A 16,991-nucleotide genomic window follows, 5' to 3' on the forward strand; every position below is an offset into this window, starting at 1 on the left:
AATGTTAGCACATTGTTTTAAAATAATCAACGATAAACGAAATAATATGCTAACAAATCAAGTTATTGTTAGTATATCCTTTTTTATTTCGTCGTATAGGCAAAACTCAAGCTACTATCCACTCCAGATAATTTACGGAAGGTGTAGTTGGGATTGCCATTGTAATTGGTTTCGGAGATAAGGAATGAGCCATCTGAGTAGACTTTTTCGACGTAAGCCACATGTCCGTATTCTGTTGGGGTGCCATGTCCTCCTCCCGCAAAGGAAAGAATAGCTCCTGCTTGTGGACTTGTCCCTGTCTCCCCACCGAGACTTGCGGCTGTTCGTACCCAATCTTGGCCATTGCCCATGGTACTGATAACTGGAATTTTCTCACCGTTTTTACCTTTGTGTTTTAGCTCCAGTTGATTGATACGGGCTGCAACTCCCAAAGTACATTGGCCGAAAGCGTAACCCATCCCGTCACCATCTCCTGGAACCGAGTTTTCAAAAAGGTCTCCTCGTAAATCTTCAAGTGCTTTTGAATCACTTTGTGCTGTCACACCGTTAGGTTGACTAAAGCCTTTTTCAATTTGGTAATACCACTCACTTGCTTGTATCTGACGTTCAAGTAGCTTATCACCACTATTTCCTTCCCAGTAAATGATAAAGAGTTGGGCAAGACTGGCCGGACTACCTGAATTTTTGAAGAAGTCCTTTAACCAGTTGGTGTAATAAGGACTATCCCCATACAACATAAAATCCAGTTGTAACCCTAAGTCATACCACTTTTGATGTTTTCCTTTGGCATATTCCAACAATAAAGTATGTCTGCGTGACCCATCCGCGGTATCTGTCCATTGGCCTAAGCCTAAACCACGCTTAAGAATATTTGGGTAATGTCCATTGTATATAGTTGGACCATTAAGTAAGAGCCAGCCCTCATCATCCCACGAACTATCTGTCGCACCAACTGGTGGAGATAAATAGTCGCCTTCAGCTCGTTTTGGATTAATGGAGGATTCTACCGACCAATTTCCTAAAATGGCTGCAATAGCTTGATTGGTAGCACCCTTACTTTTAAGATAATCATAAATAGCCTTGGCTCTCTCTAACTCATCGCCACCAAACTGACCGATAGTTGGAAGAATGGTGGTCTGAACTTGGATCACTTTTGGAAAGTAGAAAGCTGGATTGACATAGACTAGCTTATCCGTGTCATCATCAACCTTTTGATAGGTGACTTTTAGACCCGTTCCGTCTTTGGTCTGACCAATAATATCTCCTGCCAAGACTTGTTGATGTTCACTCACACGACCTGAATGAATGCCTGTCTGAAGTCGTCAGGGTATAGGATATTCCCTTTCCCACACGTCCCCTACGTTTGGTTGAGTCTGGATAAGCCAGATTGACAGAGTCTCCAAGAGTTGCCGTTACGTACCCTGTTTTTGTGGCTTCCTTGATTTTCAGAAATGGCAGCTCCTCCCTCAGTAAAATCTTTGGCACCTTGTCTCCACCTTGCATGGTGGTCAAAGTCGGTGACAAACCAGAAATGTCAAATACTCTTCCAGTCTGGTCAAAGCTAGTCGGCAGATTTCCTGCGACAACAACTCCGTGTCTGTCTTGACTTGTCAAAGTAAACATAGGAGCTTGATTGTCCTTAAATCGACGACCATGTTGCCATTTTTCTAGTCTATCTGGTGTTAAGACTGGAATGGCGATTTTAGCTCCCTCTCCTTTACCTCTTGTTAGTGTAGGAGCAAGTCCACTCGTCAGATAGACTTCACCATTCAAACCACGTTTAGAGGGATTGATATTTCCTAGCCTTTCAAGATGAGCTGGGCTGTTTTCTCTTCTGAGAGGAAATATGAATCTGGAACGGTATTTTCTAGAATGTCCGATAATAAAGACCCGCTCCTTATTTTGCGGGACTTGGAAGTCCTTGCTGTTAAGCACCTGCCATTCGACATCATACCCCAATTCATCCAACGTGGAGAGGATTGTGGCGAACGTCCGTCCTTCGTCGTGATTGAGTAGGCCTTTGACGTTTTCCAAAAATAGAAAACGTGGTTGGATTTGTTTGCCCGCTCGAGCAATCTCAAAAAAGAGAGTCCCTCGAGTATCTTCAAATCCCAATCGTCTGTCTGCGAGTGAAAATGCTTGGCAAGGAAATCCCCCGCAGATGATGTCCACTTGCCCTCTAAATTGTCTAAAGTCATGGTCTGTGACCTCCTTTAATGTCATGGTATTCTATTTCCCCTTCTGTGTTAAACATGGCTTTATAAGATGTTCTAGCGAATTTATCAATTTCACAAAAGCCCAGGCATTTATGACCCTGTGATTCCATCCCTAGCCTAAAACCGCCTATCCCAACAAATAAATCTAAAAATTTCATTTTTCCTCTCTTTCCAACTAAAAAAGAGCCTTAAACTTGTAAAACTCTTGCTTATATATGTTCATCCATTTCAGGTGCACGGATGATTTCAACAATCAAAATGACGATAGAAATCAGATAGATTCCACCTAGTATCCACCAAATCACCTTATTCACCTCCCTTTACTTCTTGTCGTCTCAGTTGCTTGGTCCACTCTGACAGCACACCATTAAATACGTATTCAGCTATTACTTCCGCTGACAGAGCAAATCGCATATGTTCCAAAGCATACTGATAACGGTCACTAAAATAGAGCATGGCATAGTCACTAGCTGACTGAGATAGACCTGTCTGTCTTAACTGGTCATGAACCAAACCCCAAATATAGTCTCGATCGTACTTGGTCACGCCATCAACTTTTGAAGTAAAGTTCTCTTCTTGTTTCTCATCTACTAGCTGCCTCTCCTCCTCGTCCTCAATAAGGAAATCACTCCCTTTAGTTTCACTATATTTAGTCTCACTTCCTTCAGTCTCACTAGGGGCTGAATATAAGACCGGCCCCGTCTTTTTTTGAGCCCCCCTAGTTTTTTTTTTAACACTAGCCCCGTCTGAATGTAAGACTGGGATAGGCACATGTTCTAATTCTCCTAAGTAAATTTTATTTGCCATACGACCTTTTTCACTAGAGGACTGTTGGACTTCATCAATCCAGCCCTTACTCAAAGACAATTCTAACCGATCTTTTAAAACCGTGTAGGCTACCTTAACCTCCAGCTTCATATCCTTATAACATTCACTCTCAAACAAAATTTTAGGGAGTTTGTAATAACGCTCTGATGTCTGATATTGATTAGCGGTAATACGTTTCATGATTGTCCCTCCAAGACTAATATTCCAACATTTCCAAATTCATCAAATCGGATTAAACCTACTTGTTCCAATTCATCAATTAGCTGAGTTTCTTTCTCGATATCAACTCCTAAAATAGCCGCGAGATGACACATCACCATTTAACAAGATGATTGTTCATACTTTTGCATGAATTCCTCCTGAAAATAAAAAAACGAGAACACTTATTAAAATGTTCTCGCTGAACTATTATATTTTATGACTTATCTATTTTTTGTCTACTCAGTCGACATCCAAACAGACGTTCACATCAATGTACTTTTTTGAACCTTTTTTATGTCAAAATCACTCTTTTCAATAAAGACAAAATGCTTGAAAAAGTGCTTAAAATAAAGGATTTTTACCCGTTGCTTCGTTGTAGCAACACTACACACTCGACGTGTGCTGAGAGCAACCCTCTATACTATAGAACGAAATAAAGTTGGTCAGATTTAGGATTATACTTTTGAACGAAACTATTCTAATAAAGTCTTTAGTTTTTCTTTCATATATTTAACCCTTTCATTATAGAAAGCCTCAAAGTCTGAAAAATCTAAGCTAGTTTCATTAAAAATGAATAGTTTCTGTCTAGAAATATCATTCTCTTCTGCCCATGTTTTCAGCAATTTATCATTTTTTGCAGTATTCAACTCACTATTCAGTAATTGCAGATTCCCAAGTTTATTCCAATTATTTGAGACACGACTTAGCAGATCACCGTACTCCGAATTTTTCTGTTTAAATAAAGTTTGTGGATGAAGATGATCAACATGGAAGTTTTGATTGTAGTAATCAAGATCAGGATAAAATAAAGATAGAACGAAAAATACGTCCCCACCATATGTACGTTCAAACAATTCATCAATAAATTCTGAATCGAAATTGTAGTTCTTCGTTGGATGAGATTTAGCTTTATCGATAATGGATTGAAGTGGAAATTCCCCATCATTTTGTTCATTTATTATTTTTCTAAGTTCCAAGAGTACTGTATCAGCCTGGCCACCAAAAATTCTCTTTAAGAAAGCAAGAATCAGCCACTTCTTAATTGATTTGTGATTCTGAGTTCCAATGAATTTAACTTTAACTATTTCATGTTCCAATTGATGTTTATAAACAAAATAAATTATCGGTATAGCCGCATTTAATGCAGGGAAAGTCTGACCATTGAATCCCATTTTATAAAACATTTGGAAAACATTTGAAACGACTATCTTAATGCGATCCCAATCTTTAATTACATTCCTCAGCAATTCTTGGTCAAAATTCTTCACCCTATTTTTTATATCCGACGAATAAATTACCAAGATTGATTTAATAATCAAATCCGAATTAATATTGAAATCCCCAAAATTTCTAATATCTTTAATCAATTCATCGAACTCATCACGACTTTCTTTCCAATGAGTAGTTAGAACTGACATCAGTAAATCTGAAAAAGTTAACTTAGTTCCACCATCGTTGGTTCTAATAAAAATATCTAATATCTTATCTAAATCCTGCTCGTCTTCTTGGTAATAGTTTAAAATTTTATTTTCTCTGATAACCTTATTCAATTTGTCTAACGTTTTGCGAGCATACTTTTTATCCAAAATATTTTCATGACTATTTACGAAGTCAGAAATTTCTTCAAATATATCATCTTGATTAATTGCTAAAATATCTGTTACCTTATACCAACAGTTGTTCCCATCCTCCTCTGATTCAACTTGGGTCAAAAATCTAAATTCATACTGCCTATCAATACTAGACTCACTAGTAAATTCAGATGAAATATTTAAAAATAAGAATTTTTCATCAAAGTGATCCGATTTATCAATCCACTGTTTGTGGGATTTTTTTACAGTATAACTCCCTTTCAATCCAATATATAAACTATTCAATCGCTGTTGCCCATCAATTACAGCAAAAAAATCAGAATCTGATGCAGTTTTATTAATCAATTCATTCTCCACAGCAAATCTTTGTTTATATTTCCTCAAAAAAGAATAATAATTATATTCATTTTTTATTTTTGGGTCTGTGATTTCCCATAGCATTAGTGAGTTCATTGGATAATCCCTCATGATACTATCAAATAATAATTCGATTTGTTCAGGTTGCCAGACAAACCGTCTCTGAATCCCCGGTAAAACAAATTTATTTTCATCAATCTTATCCATTGCTTCCTTTATCGTTATTGGACTTTGAAACCCTTTAACCATCGTAGTTCTCCTTAATTTTTATTATCTATATTTTACCACAAAAAGCAAAAAATGGCTGTAACCACAATGGTTTCCCACAGTCGTTACAGCCATTATTTACTCTATAAATCTACCTCTGTCCCCTCTAAAAATTTTACACTTTCGACTATATAAGACAGGTTTGTGAGGATAGTGGTTCACGACATGACCTGCGCTAAAACGATTCCCTCGATAATAAAGGTAGCGCTGCCGCCAATCACCAAAAAACAACTCTTCTAACTGATCAATACATTCCACGGTGCTTCATTCGATAGGTCACTTTGCGATGCTGGCTTTCCATGACACCAATACCTCGAGAGGATAACCCACGTAATTTAGGAGGCTTAGTCTCTTTAAATCGGCTAACCAGTTTACGTCTAAAATGCCGGTATCGCTCTAATTCTTCCTCAGATAAAATCAAAGACTCAACAGTATCTAAAACGGTGATCATTAGTGATTTATTGTGTGTTTGGATGGCTTTAAACATTAATTCTTTTAATGGTCCAGGGTACGATTTAAAATACTGTTTGATTTTTTCATTCAGATGATAGGCATCTCAAAAATGCTCGTGGTGTTTAATCCCCAGAGCTTTTTTGATCTCTTGAAAAATTCGCTTAGTATAGCCTTTACCATTATCCGAATTAGTAATTAAAACCGTTTGATCGGTGATTTCAAAATGATTGTAGAGGTAGTCCAAAAGCTCTTCTTTAGCTTTATCATGCTTGGTATGGATAATCTCATGTTTATTCTGCAGGATATAACGATTCTTCCCAATCTTCTTTACGCCAGTATGGATCAAAAAATGAGCTAGATCGGTATTGTGACGCTCATCTCCTTCCGAAGTAGTCTTGATCATCACCCCATCCCCTTCCAGGTAGATTTTGTCTGCCTGGATTTTTTGGGGCTTCTCTTCGTTTAAATAAAAACGATAACGCTCTTTTTCCGCAAATAATTTTCCCGCAACTTTAACAGCTTTTAGAACTGCATCTTTAGTTACATCGATTTGATAGGATAATTGTATAGTTCGACACACTTCTCTATAAGACAAGACCGAAGCATGCCTAGCTAGATGAAAAATTAATTCAGAAGAATAACGCATGTAAGGTTTTAACCCAAGCCAGTCATCCACGGGATAGCATGTTATACCATCTTTTCGCCATCGGCTGCGACTGAAGGTCATTTCTCCAAAAGTAAAGACTACCGTACGTTCGCTAGCATCTACTCGCTTATATCCTTTTAATCGCATAGTAGCTGCTACCTCATTATCATAAGCACGAACTTTTTTCAAAAATTGCTCTTCACACAATCTAGCCATTTCTGATACAAATACTCTTTCATCAAATCCCATATTCATACTAATAGTTTACTAAACTGAATCGGTTATACTAAACTAGACAGAATTTATAAAGTGTTCTATAGTAATCAAAAACAGGAGAAATTTATGTCTAGAAAAGTACGTCGTCAATTCACAGATGATTTTAAACAACAAATCGTTGACCTTCACAATGCAGGCATGAAACGTAGCGAGATCATCAAAGAATATGATTTAACCCCCTCAACCTTCGACAAATGGGTGAGACAAGCCAAAATAACCGGTTCCTTCAAATCGGTTGATAATCTAACAGAGGAACAACGAGAGCTAATAGCCCTTAGAAAGCACAATAAAGAACTCAAAATGCAGCTAGACATCCTAAAGCAAGCGGCAGTGATTATGGCACAAAAAGGCAAATAATCACTGCTAACAAGGATAAATATAGCATTTCAGCCATGTGTCGTTGGTTGAACCTCCCTCGTGCCAGCTATTACTACAAAGCCATAGAGCCAGTATCGGAAACAGAGCTTGAAGAAATGGTTAAACGCATTTTCCTTGAGAGCAAATCTAGATATGGTGCTCGAAAGATCAAAAAATGCCTGGAAACAGAAGGGTTCCTCTTGTCTCGCCGTCGCATTCATCGGATAATGAAGCGATTGAATCTCGTATCTGTTTACCAGCAGACTAGCTTCAAGTCGCATTCTAAAGGGAAAAATGAAGCACTCATTCCAAATCTCTTAGCCAGACAATTCAACCAAGAAAGACCACTTGAAGCGATTGTAACTGACTTGACTTATGTTCGTGTTGGTAAGCGCTGGGCTTATGTTTGCTTGATAATAGACCTCTATAATCGTGAAATCATTGGTCTGTCAGTCGGTTGGCAGAAGACTGCAGAGCTCGTAAAGCAAGCTATCCAGAGTATCCCTTATGCACTAACCAAGGTCAATCTTTTCCATTCTGATCGTGGCAAGGAGTTTGATAATCAGCTGATTGATGAGGTATTAGGAGCATTCGGTATCACCCGTTCACTTAGTCAAGCAGGATGTCCTTATGACAATGCCGTAGCTGAGAGTACCTATCGCTCCTTCAAACTGGAGTTTATTAATCAAGAAAGCTTTCATTCACTTGAAGAACTAACTCTTAAAACCAAGGACTACGTCCACTGGTGGAATCATCATCGCATTCACGGCAGTCTCAACTATCAAACACCCATGGCTAGACGAGTTATCGCTTAACAAAAAGCACTTTATAAATTTTGTACAGAAAAGGGTTACCTTTTCAAAACTAAAAATATCTTGAAAAGAATTTCTGAAAATTACTTTCAAGATACTTGGTTATTAGGTTGCTTAGACAATGGCTAAGAGAAGCCTCTCGTACTCAAACTTTATAAATTCGGTAAGATTACTGTATATCCAACTATCCACAGTATAAAAAATATTACAGCCATAATACTTATAGTAATCTTTCCGTGTCTCAAGAAACTTAGCTTTGTAAATTTCTCTACAAGTAGTAAAACAATAAATAAAAACATGGTAACCATTGCTGCCCATAAGCCAGATACAAATAAATTTCCCAAATATTCTATTAAGCTCCCAAAAAAATTCATACTTAAATAACTCCTTTTATTTTATGCTTCTTTAATTATACTACATATATTTGATTAATATAAACACCATTGCATTTGCAAGAGCTGTCTTAAAAAATTATTAATATGTTCTTTAAAGCATACTCCTTCTCTTAGATTCTTGTTTGCTTTCATCATAACGATTAGTCATTTCAATCGTAAAATCATAGTCTTTAACTATTTGATTACGAACTTTATGAAGAGTCTCTCGTTCAATTTGTAATTCTTTGATTTCTTTTCGAAGACTTTTCGTGTCACCATCTTTATCAACTTTAGCCTTATCAAGAATTGTCATGGTAACTTCTGACGGAATAATACCATTTTGATAATCCGTCAAAGCGCCTAACACTTTATTAAGATAAGTCATTTTATCATCTAATTGTTCCAATGTTTTATCTGACTCTGCTAACTGCTCCAAAAACGTTTCTTTAAGTTGCATAAACTGTATTGAATCAGTCACTTGATTAGCAGCCAAAAAGTTAAATTCATCCACTAAACGATTTAATTCTGCAATCTGCTTATTATTCGTAAGAATGACTTCTCCATTTTGAGCTGAGAGTTGTTTGATTAATGTCGTCCCTTTGACAAATCGATTCTGCTCCGAATGATCCGCATTTAAAAAGTAAAAGAAATCATTTTTCTTGAGATAAGCCGTAAAAGATCCATCTTCACTTTGATCAAGCATGCGAGCAGGAATAGAAACCGTGCCTTGTCTGTCTAAACCAAAAATGATTGGAACATGAATGGACTGGTTTGTCATTTGTTTAATTTGCCATGGTTCAATCCTTATCTTCATCTCAAAGTCTTCTGCTTTCTTATCCTGTTCCTCATCATACTTTTCTTTAATATGCTCTAAATTGTAAACAACTTCATTAATCGCAAAACGCTCTACCATTTTATCTAAACGGTATTTTCCTTTTTTAGATAATGTGCGATCACGGATAGGTCTTTCTTGTGGACTATCTATTAGTTTATAAGTAACATACTTACCACTCGCATCAATGTGTAGGTTCAATGCTTTGGCTTTTTGGAAGAAATCATCTTTATCTAAAGAATGTTTCAGTAAAAAATCCAATCGCTCTTTTATTTCATAACGAAAATTATTTTTTCGACGCCACGCTGAATAATCTGTGTAGGAGTTTCTAAGTTTTGGTTCTAAGATTTTAGCGCCGTATAGCTCCGCATGCTTGTCCGAAATATGTTCTAAACTTTTCTTAGTACCTTTTTGCCAACGAAACTTTTTAAGAGTGACTTGGTTGGTTGTGCTGAAAATGATATGATTATGCAAGTGTCCCTTGTCTTGGTGTGTGGCAATCACAAACTGATAATCACCTCCTGTCAATTCCAAAGCTGTCTTTCTACCAATCTCGTTTACTTCTTCAGGTGTCAACTCATCATTTGGGGAAAAGGACTGGATGACATGATGCGCTAAAACACGATTGGCATTTTTCAAATCTGACAAAGTGTCATTATCATATAAGGCATCGACAGACTGTTTTAATAACATGAAATCTTCATAGATCATATCAGTATCAGAAATATCTGTTAGGTCATGACCAGTGACTAACCGTTTCATCACTTGACCATTAACAACTTCATAAGAATAATCTTCATCTGCCTGATTGCCATTATCCTTTATTAGTGTTGCATCATCTCTAGCAATATAATTGATGGCACGTTTAAGATTTTTACTGCTTTTAATTTGAATTACTTTGGTGACTACCATTTTGTTTCGCGTGCTCCTTTCTTTTAAATTCATTCGTAACGAGTTTCTTCACTTCTTTAATGTCATCTTGCAAAGCTTCTAAAAGTTCACTATCCAATTCCTCAAAAGTGTTAACATATCGCACTAGCTGATTGACGTTCTGACCAATACGATTGACCTCAATCCGTAGTTGTCGTAATTCAGAATAATCGTAGGTTTCAATTTTGCCATGTAGTAACATCTTTAAAGCATAAGCTTGAAATGTTTTCTTATTGGCTTGTGTGATACGACGTCTAACAAGGTCGGCTTCTTCTTGTGTCGTGCGTAGCTTAAACTCTAAATAACGTTTTCGCTTTTTCTGTGTCATACTATATTCTCCTTTATGTGTAAAGTAGTGGATTCACAAACATCAAAACAGCTAAATTATAGGGGTTGACAAATCCTACAGGGGCTGGCAGACTTGTTCTCTGGCAAGCGTAGCATGTGGTACCCCACATGTGTAAATAAAAAGGTCAGTAAGCCTATTTGCGGGAATCCCACAAACAGACTTTTGCCTTTTTACCATTTGGGGAAATCCCCAATCCCCTTTTTGGCACTACGTGCATTTTTTAAACTGGCACACTTTTTTAAAGTGCTGTTTTTGATGTTGTCCTTATTGGTTCCCAAGACAGAATGGTCATTTTTAATTCTTGGAATTGTGTTTCAGATAACTTTTCAAGTGTTGTGATTGCCGTCAAAAGTTCTTCATCGTACTCTGTCGTCTGATCAACTTTGAAATCATCATAGTCATTTTTGAGAACGGTAAGCATTTCTTCTTTATCCAATCTCGCCATATCCTGATTGATATTTTTTTGACCGATTAACCAAGTCACCATATCCATTAAGTAAGTCATTAAAATAGTTTCAGTTGTAGTCTTCATCTCTTCGGTTATCATTTCTTTGTCCTCCTGATAGTGTCATTGTTTTTGATGATGACCTACGTTGCACTACGGCATCGTAGGTCGTCTGTCTTTTTTTATGTTAGTCTCCTTATCTTGTGACGGCGTTTGAGTTGTTGATGATTTAGCAGCTGCTAAACTTTGATAAAAAGGGTGAGCCTGTTTTGTCACTTCCTGTTTCTCAAACGTCTTAGCCTCTTGATTGAGTGACATCGTTTGGTATTTACTCAATTGTTTATCAAGACGATCCATCAGACTTTTAGCTGTCTCTTGTACAATCTCTAGTTGAGCCGATAAATTAGCAAGTCCATCTTTTTCTTTTGACCAGGAAGCCAGATAAGGAAAAGACTCTTGACTAGTGTCAAAACCTAGATGACTTGACACAACGTAAGCAATGGATTCTGCTTGCAGTTCCTTTGTACTTCTTGTCAATTGACCACCGAAGCGTTCTGTTAAACTTTGATTATTATGTAGTTCAGAATGTGCTATTTCATGGATTAGTGTTGACAGTGTTCGTTCATAAGACATCCCTTTCTTGATGACAATATCATTTGTATTAGGATTGTAGAAGCCATCTTCTCTTCCATGGTCTCTAAAGCGAATAGAGACATGGTTCTCGTTTTGAGAAATATCTCTTAAGCTGCGATAAATATTTTGATAATAGCTTTTATCCAATTGTTCTGGAATATCTCCCACCATTTTTGGAATATTGAGTTCTTTTCCTTGTTGTGGAGAGACTTGACTAACATCAAAAACAGGAACAGGTTTAAAATAGGTGATTGTTTCTTTCTCACCTGTTTTGGGATCAAGAATGGGATTACCTTTCTCATCTTTTCTAATCACAGAAACAGGGGCTTGAATATAGATAGCTTTCTCTCCTCTATTGACCGAGCCATTTCGCTTCTTCCACTCATTAAAAGAAGCAACCATTGTAGCTTCTGGTAATTGTGATTTTATCAGTTGAATGTTTCGAGAGGAATAGTTATTAAAGTGAGCCATGCCATCAAGATATTGCTTATAGGCGTCACTGTCAAAATAGTTTTTAATACCTTCCTGAAGGTGCTGATTAAGTGCCACAGTATTCTTGGCTTTTATCATTTCTGATAAGGTGACATCACGTTGATTATCCTCTGCTTTTCTTGTCATGTCATTATCAGAAGCGTTGGTTGGATCTGTTCCACTAGCTTTTTCAATACTATCTGCGATACCGTCACCGTCACTATCTGGGCTATACGGATTAGTCCCTAATGCCATTTCTTCATCATCCGTTAACCCATCACCATCTGAATCTTTTGGAGAGAGAGACTCTTGATTGCTTGTCCGTTGTAGTGTTTCTGTTTTAATTGGTTCTAGTTCACGGTTTTCTATCATGGCTTTTAGAGATAAGCCACCATCTGTAATATACTGATCATTAACAGATAGGATTTTTACTTGCCCGTCCTTTTCACTAAGAACACCTAGAATAGCCTTATTTGAAGCAATAGATAAATCCGTCTCTAGTTTATTTGTCACTTTCATTAACGATGCTGGAAATAATTCACCATCAACATTCCTAAAAGCAACTAAGACGTCACGATCTTCTGTCCGAATAGCCTTCGCTAAGTCAAGACGATTCATGCGTTCCACTTCTGTTAAATCATCAAAAATAAAGCTATTGGCATCCACAACAGCTTTGAAATCTGGTAACACTTGGATTTTACTAAACGTTGCTCCCTGGTTAGCAATCATAATATTCTGATAATCTCCCTTACCTTCGACTAAATCTGTTAAGGTTTTAGCTGCTGTTTGATGATCATCAATTGCAAAAAGACCAATTAAATGCGGATAGTGCTCCGGCTTAAAAGATACCTGAAGTGCTTGTAATTGATTGTGATTATAGTAAAAGTAGGTCACTTGACTATTGGCTAGTTCCGATTGATACCAGGCAGCGTTCTCCTGAATTTGTGAAGCATAGCGATTTAATTTATTTAATTCTTTTGTCTTGATAGGATGATAACCTTGTTTATACATTGACTTTTCTGGGTCAGAAATGGTAAAATAAAGTAAAGATTGAGACTGAGTTTGAGTCGGTGACGGCTCATTCAAAGAATCCTCTTTATGAGGATTAGGTAGAGGTGCTGCCACCTGACTCTTGTCAGGATAATCCCCGATTGGGCTCTCAATCTTTTTTGTTTGTCCTTGAGTTGTATCAAGGGCTTTTTTTGTTTGTTTAGGATTGATTGAACGGATAGCTTCATCTGACTTTTCGTAGAGGTTGCCATCTTGTCCTAAATAAACTGGGGGTAATTGAGTAGCTACTTCTGGTTCTCTGACACGCTTTGCTTGCTTCAGATAATCATTCCAATCCATTTTTTCTTGATTTTCCTTAAGAGGAGGAAGCGCAGCAGTGATCGGAATACCATCTTCTTGCAAGTCCTGGACAAAACGACGTCCTGCTTCATCATTATCAACGGCTAATGTGATCAGATTTGGAGGCTCTTCTAGATGACTGGTGGTCTTGGCTAGAGCATCTAGGGCGCCTCTGACTTGTTCTCGACTCATGGTCTGAGAATATTTTCCATCCGTCAGCAAGTCCACTGTATAACGACTAATGACTCCTTTTTTGAGTCCTTCCATAGCTACTAAGCGCACGTCTTGTAACTGGTCTTTATGGAGTTCGTAATAGCTCATCAAATCAATAGGAGCTTCCGCAAAGATTAAGCGATTTGGTTTCCCTATATCTAAGTGGAAACCAGATAAACCATCTGAGTTCTTCATGATTTGTTTAAGGCGACCTCTTTCAGGATGTTGTACTCGATTTTCGACAATCCCTTGTAAACTAGCACCAATCAGTTTTCCATCCTCATCTCTGCTTTTAAAGACAATAACAGGTTCAAAATAATCCCCTTTTTTACGAGTCGCTTGTGCTAAATTGCCAGTGGCTAAAAAGGTATCAATGGTCTCATCTGATAGCTGTCGCTCTTCTTTGAGGTAGTTTCTGCCAAATTCAAAATCCTGATGCTCATAAGGAGATAAGTAATAATCAAAGGGTTCATAGACCCGTTCTTTGACCTCGACGTGCTCAAAAGAACCTGTTTCCAAATAATTGACCGCTTCTTTAAAATTAGGCTTTTTCCCAGTCAGTTCTTCCTGGACTACTTGGACTAAATTAATCGTGTCACCTCCTGTACGCCTTGACCACCAGCGAAAACTATTGGTATCTGGATAGATATGAAAACTATCGTGCTCTTTCCAATAATAGCTACCACTTGAGCCTGGTTTCACATCCATCCCTAAAGAAGTCGCTACCGCTAAAATATCCATACTTATTAATTTTTGTTTCTGTGCTTCAAAGCGTTGTGATAATAAATCTTGTGTTTTTGACATATCATTTCCTTTCTATCAAAAAAGTGAAGGTTTTAGACCTCCACTCGGTAATCTTCAAAAGATATTTCCCCGTAGTCATCCTGGTCTTCAGGTGGTAACTCAAATATCTCTCCAGTATCCATATCCACGACTTTTTTAGACGTTTCTAGTGTCTGAGAGAGGCTTTCTGAGCTCATTTCAGGATCAGTTTCAGGCACTCGTTCACGAACTGTCATCTCAGGAGCTTGTTCAAGGGGCTCATTAAATCCATTGTCTTCTAAAAAGACTGGGTATTCCTCCATATCGGGAGCCCAAATAGTTTCTTCAGCTATTTCTCCAGTCATAACGGCATCAATAAATTCTGCGCCTTCTTCCATAAATCGCTTATAGTGATACCAAGTCTTATCTTTATAGTGATTGGCTAGAAGATGTTTCATAGGGTGGTCAGATACCTGAGCCTTTTTGTCACGAAATACATTTTGTTTGGAAATAAAAACCAAGGCTTCATCGACACCAATACGAGCAATTTCATCTGGAGTCATCAGATCCCGTTGATGCGTTTGATGGCTTGTTGTTCCTGATACCCTCTGACCACGTTGTTCTGAGTAGCTCGTTTGCGTTATCGTTTCTTTACCAGCTCGCATAGAGAAATACCTCATGGTATCTTCATCATTTGTCCCTAAAAAGAGTAAGGTTGCACAGTTATTAACTATTGATTTTCGAGCAGGAACACCATAAAGGCTATCCAACTGACTAATCGCTTGAATGATAATTTTGATAGACATTTCACGGCTACGGATAGAAGCTAGAACTTCGTTAAAATGAGGGATCTTACCAACGTTCGCAAACTCATCAAAAATGAATTGCACGTGCAAGAGGTCTTCTGGTTCATATCCTTGCTTATCACCCTGGATGATGGCATCTGCACTATGGGTCAGTTGATCAAAAACCACCGTAAAAAAGGTTGATGCTAAGAAAGAAAAAGCTTTGTTGGTTTCTGAAATGGCCACAAAGACCGCTGTCTTTTCGGTATTCCAAGTATCCATTTCCATGGTATCCGTCTTGATGAGATTGGTGACAGCATCATGATCAAAGATGGAATATTGAGTCGCTACAATCGCTAAGACACTGGTTCTTGTTTCTGCTTCAAAGTTACTGTTAAAGAGTTCCCATTGTCTGCTAGCATAATTACCGGGGAGCCTTTCTTCTAATTGATTGAACATTTTCTCAACCGCACTAAGTTCTTTTTCATTAGGGCGTTTCATATGCCTCAGTAAGTCTGCCACCATCGACAGATTAGGCTCATAATGACGAACTTGACTATCAAAATAAAGATAGCCAATAAGAGCACGATTCAGAAGCAATTTCGCTTGATTCCAGAAATCTTCACCCTCACGATCTCCTTTCTTTGTTCCTTCCACAATAGCTTCTGTGATACGGTCAATATCTAATTCTGACGTCATATACCTAAAGGGATTAAACATATCCGAATTGGTCAAATTGACCAGATCAAAAACTTTGATTTGATACCCATTTTCTTTTAACATGGTTCCTACTTCACGGACTAACAACCCTTTTGGATCTGTCACAACAAAAGAAGAATTCATCTGCATCAGATTAGGTTTTACATAAGTATAGGTTTTTCCGTCTCCAGGCAGACCGACTGCCACGACATTTTTATTGAGCTGCCACTCAAAGGGCAATCGCTTATTAAAGAGCCCCATTTGTGCTTGTTTGGAAAAAATCATATTGTTGGTTGGTTTGTCATCTTGAAATCCTTTTAACTCCTGGGCTGTCGCAAATCTAGCAGATCCTGACTCCTCACCATGCCTGTAATTACCGTCTGGTCGAACTTTCAAATAGAATAACAAACCAATAAAAAAGCCCACTAGAGCTGCAAGTAAAGCTAGTGGGCTAGTATTCCAATAAAAGTACGGTCTTTCCGTTATCTTCTCCAAAACATAGGCATAGGGCTTAAACAGATTGGTGATATCGGGTTCTGGTGCCATGCTATAAAGCACATAGGCACGGTGCATTATATAAGCTAAGAGGGTACCTAATAAGAGATAAGGAATGAGGGGTTTTCGTTTTACTATCATTTAAAGGCTCTTTCCTTTCTTCTTATTGACAACTGCTTCAGTTGGTGTTTTGGCAGTATTTTTAAGTTTTTCAATTTGTTGTTTAGGGGTCAGCTCTTCTGGTTGCTTCATGTATTTTTTAGTGGCAGCCTTTGGATCATTAACAATCTCTTGAATGGTTTTTTTCAGGGCTTCTTGGATGACTTTTTGATTAATCGCCTCAAACCATACTTGCTTGGTACCATCCTTATTATCTGTGAAGTGGAAGTTAACACCTGATTTTTTTAGTTCTTTTTTGAATTTATCAAAATTGACTTCAGCTTCTTGAAAGTCGATATGATCCTTAGTATGAGAGCTTTTCATAAAATCCTTCCAAGATTGCTCTCCTGTTTGTCTGTGTTCTTGATACTGTTTAGCGCCTTGACTAAAGGCATAGGCTAAAAATTGGAAAAGTTGCTTACCTGTTTCTAGGGTAACCCTAGCGCCTTTTTCCATCACTCTTTCTTGATCCATGATGATCTCCTTTCT

9 protein-coding genes and 3 pseudogenes are annotated in these 16,991 nt (G+C 37.7%); 1 reads left to right on the forward strand and 11 read right to left on the reverse strand.

The window, feature by feature from the left end:
* Positions 1–83: 83 nt before the first annotated feature.
* From A3IA_RS11665 to A3IA_RS11675, 5 genes and pseudogenes are all read right to left on the reverse strand, one after another.
* Positions 84–1,310: pseudogene (locus tag A3IA_RS11665) on the reverse strand (phage tail tip lysozyme); the annotation flags it as partial.
* 1 nt (position 1,311) lies between these two features.
* A pseudogene (locus A3IA_RS11670) lies at positions 1,312–2,374 on the reverse strand (DNA cytosine methyltransferase); the annotation flags it as partial.
* 148 nt (positions 2,375–2,522) lie between these two features.
* The gene (locus tag A3IA_RS0101870; protein ID WP_018379650.1) at positions 2,523–3,224 is read right to left on the reverse strand and encodes a replication initiator protein A; all 702 of its coding nucleotides are present in this window, start codon (positions 3,222–3,224) and stop codon (positions 2,523–2,525) included.
* Positions 3,225–3,718: 494 nt separating this feature from the next.
* The gene (locus A3IA_RS0101880) at positions 3,719–5,443 is read right to left on the reverse strand and encodes a DUF262 domain-containing protein (protein WP_018379652.1); all 1,725 of its coding nucleotides are present in this window, start codon (positions 5,441–5,443) and stop codon (positions 3,719–3,721) included.
* Positions 5,444–5,539: 96 nt separating this feature from the next.
* Positions 5,540–6,809 (reverse strand): annotated as a pseudogene (locus tag A3IA_RS11675) (UPF0236 family transposase-like protein).
* A gap of 93 nt (positions 6,810–6,902) precedes the next feature.
* On the opposite strand from A3IA_RS11675, the gene A3IA_RS0101895 reads away from it, so the two are divergent.
* A protein-coding gene (locus A3IA_RS0101895) for an IS3 family transposase (protein ID WP_156802390.1) occupies positions 6,903–8,008 on the forward strand; the annotation gives its coding sequence in 2 pieces (ribosomal slippage) (positions 6,903–7,179 and positions 7,179–8,008; 1,107 coding nt in all).
* 483 nt (positions 8,009–8,491) lie between these two features.
* Here A3IA_RS0101895 and A3IA_RS0101905 read toward each other — a convergent pair.
* The 6 genes from A3IA_RS0101905 to A3IA_RS0101930 all read right to left on the reverse strand — a co-directional run bounded on the left by A3IA_RS0101905 (position 8,492) and on the right by A3IA_RS0101930 (position 16,976).
* Positions 8,492–10,123, reverse strand: a complete 1,632-nt coding sequence (locus A3IA_RS0101905; protein WP_018379658.1) for a helical hairpin domain-containing protein — start codon at positions 10,121–10,123, stop codon at positions 8,492–8,494.
* Positions 10,095–10,469 carry a plasmid mobilization protein gene (locus A3IA_RS0101910; protein ID WP_018379659.1) on the reverse strand — a complete coding sequence of 125 codons (375 nt, stop codon included), beginning with the start codon at positions 10,467–10,469 and terminating at the stop codon, positions 10,095–10,097. Before A3IA_RS0101910 ends, A3IA_RS0101905 begins: the two co-directional genes overlap by 29 nt.
* A gap of 259 nt (positions 10,470–10,728) precedes the next feature.
* Positions 10,729–11,037: a hypothetical protein gene (locus A3IA_RS0101915; protein ID WP_018379660.1), complete on the reverse strand. Its 309-nt coding sequence runs from the start codon at positions 11,035–11,037 to the stop codon at positions 10,729–10,731.
* 51 nt (positions 11,038–11,088) lie between these two features.
* Complete coding sequence (locus A3IA_RS0101920; protein ID WP_018379661.1) at positions 11,089–14,406, reverse strand: PBECR4 domain-containing protein; 3,318 nt, start codon at positions 14,404–14,406, stop codon at positions 11,089–11,091.
* A gap of 32 nt (positions 14,407–14,438) precedes the next feature.
* Complete coding sequence (locus A3IA_RS0101925; RefSeq protein ID WP_018379662.1) at positions 14,439–16,484, reverse strand: VirD4-like conjugal transfer protein, CD1115 family; 2,046 nt, start codon at positions 16,482–16,484, stop codon at positions 14,439–14,441.
* The gene (locus A3IA_RS0101930) at positions 16,485–16,976 is read right to left on the reverse strand and encodes a DUF3801 domain-containing protein (protein ID WP_018379663.1); all 492 of its coding nucleotides are present in this window, start codon (positions 16,974–16,976) and stop codon (positions 16,485–16,487) included.
* Between the last annotated feature and the right edge of the window lie 15 nt (positions 16,977–16,991).

It is taken from the genome of Streptococcus thoraltensis DSM 12221, assembly GCF_000380145.1.
Lineage (GTDB): Bacteria > Bacillota > Bacilli > Lactobacillales > Streptococcaceae > Streptococcus > Streptococcus thoraltensis.

Coding starts and splice junctions, on each gene's coding strand:
- A3IA_RS0101870 (WP_018379650.1), bottom strand. CDS start 3,224: ATGAAACGTATTACCGCTAATCAATATCAGACATCAGAGCGTTATTAC.
- A3IA_RS0101880 (WP_018379652.1), bottom strand. CDS start 5,443: ATGGTTAAAGGGTTTCAAAGTCCAATAACGATAAAGGAAGCAATGGAT.
- A3IA_RS0101905 (WP_018379658.1), bottom strand. CDS start 10,123: ATGGTAGTCACCAAAGTAATTCAAATTAAAAGCAGTAAAAATCTTAAA.
- A3IA_RS0101910 (WP_018379659.1), bottom strand. CDS start 10,469: ATGACACAGAAAAAGCGAAAACGTTATTTAGAGTTTAAGCTACGCACG.
- A3IA_RS0101915 (WP_018379660.1), bottom strand. CDS start 11,037: ATGATAACCGAAGAGATGAAGACTACAACTGAAACTATTTTAATGACT.
- A3IA_RS0101920 (WP_018379661.1), bottom strand. CDS start 14,406: ATGTCAAAAACACAAGATTTATTATCACAACGCTTTGAAGCACAGAAA.
- A3IA_RS0101925 (WP_018379662.1), bottom strand. CDS start 16,484: ATGATAGTAAAACGAAAACCCCTCATTCCTTATCTCTTATTAGGTACC.
- A3IA_RS0101930 (WP_018379663.1), bottom strand. CDS start 16,976: ATGGATCAAGAAAGAGTGATGGAAAAAGGCGCTAGGGTTACCCTAGAA.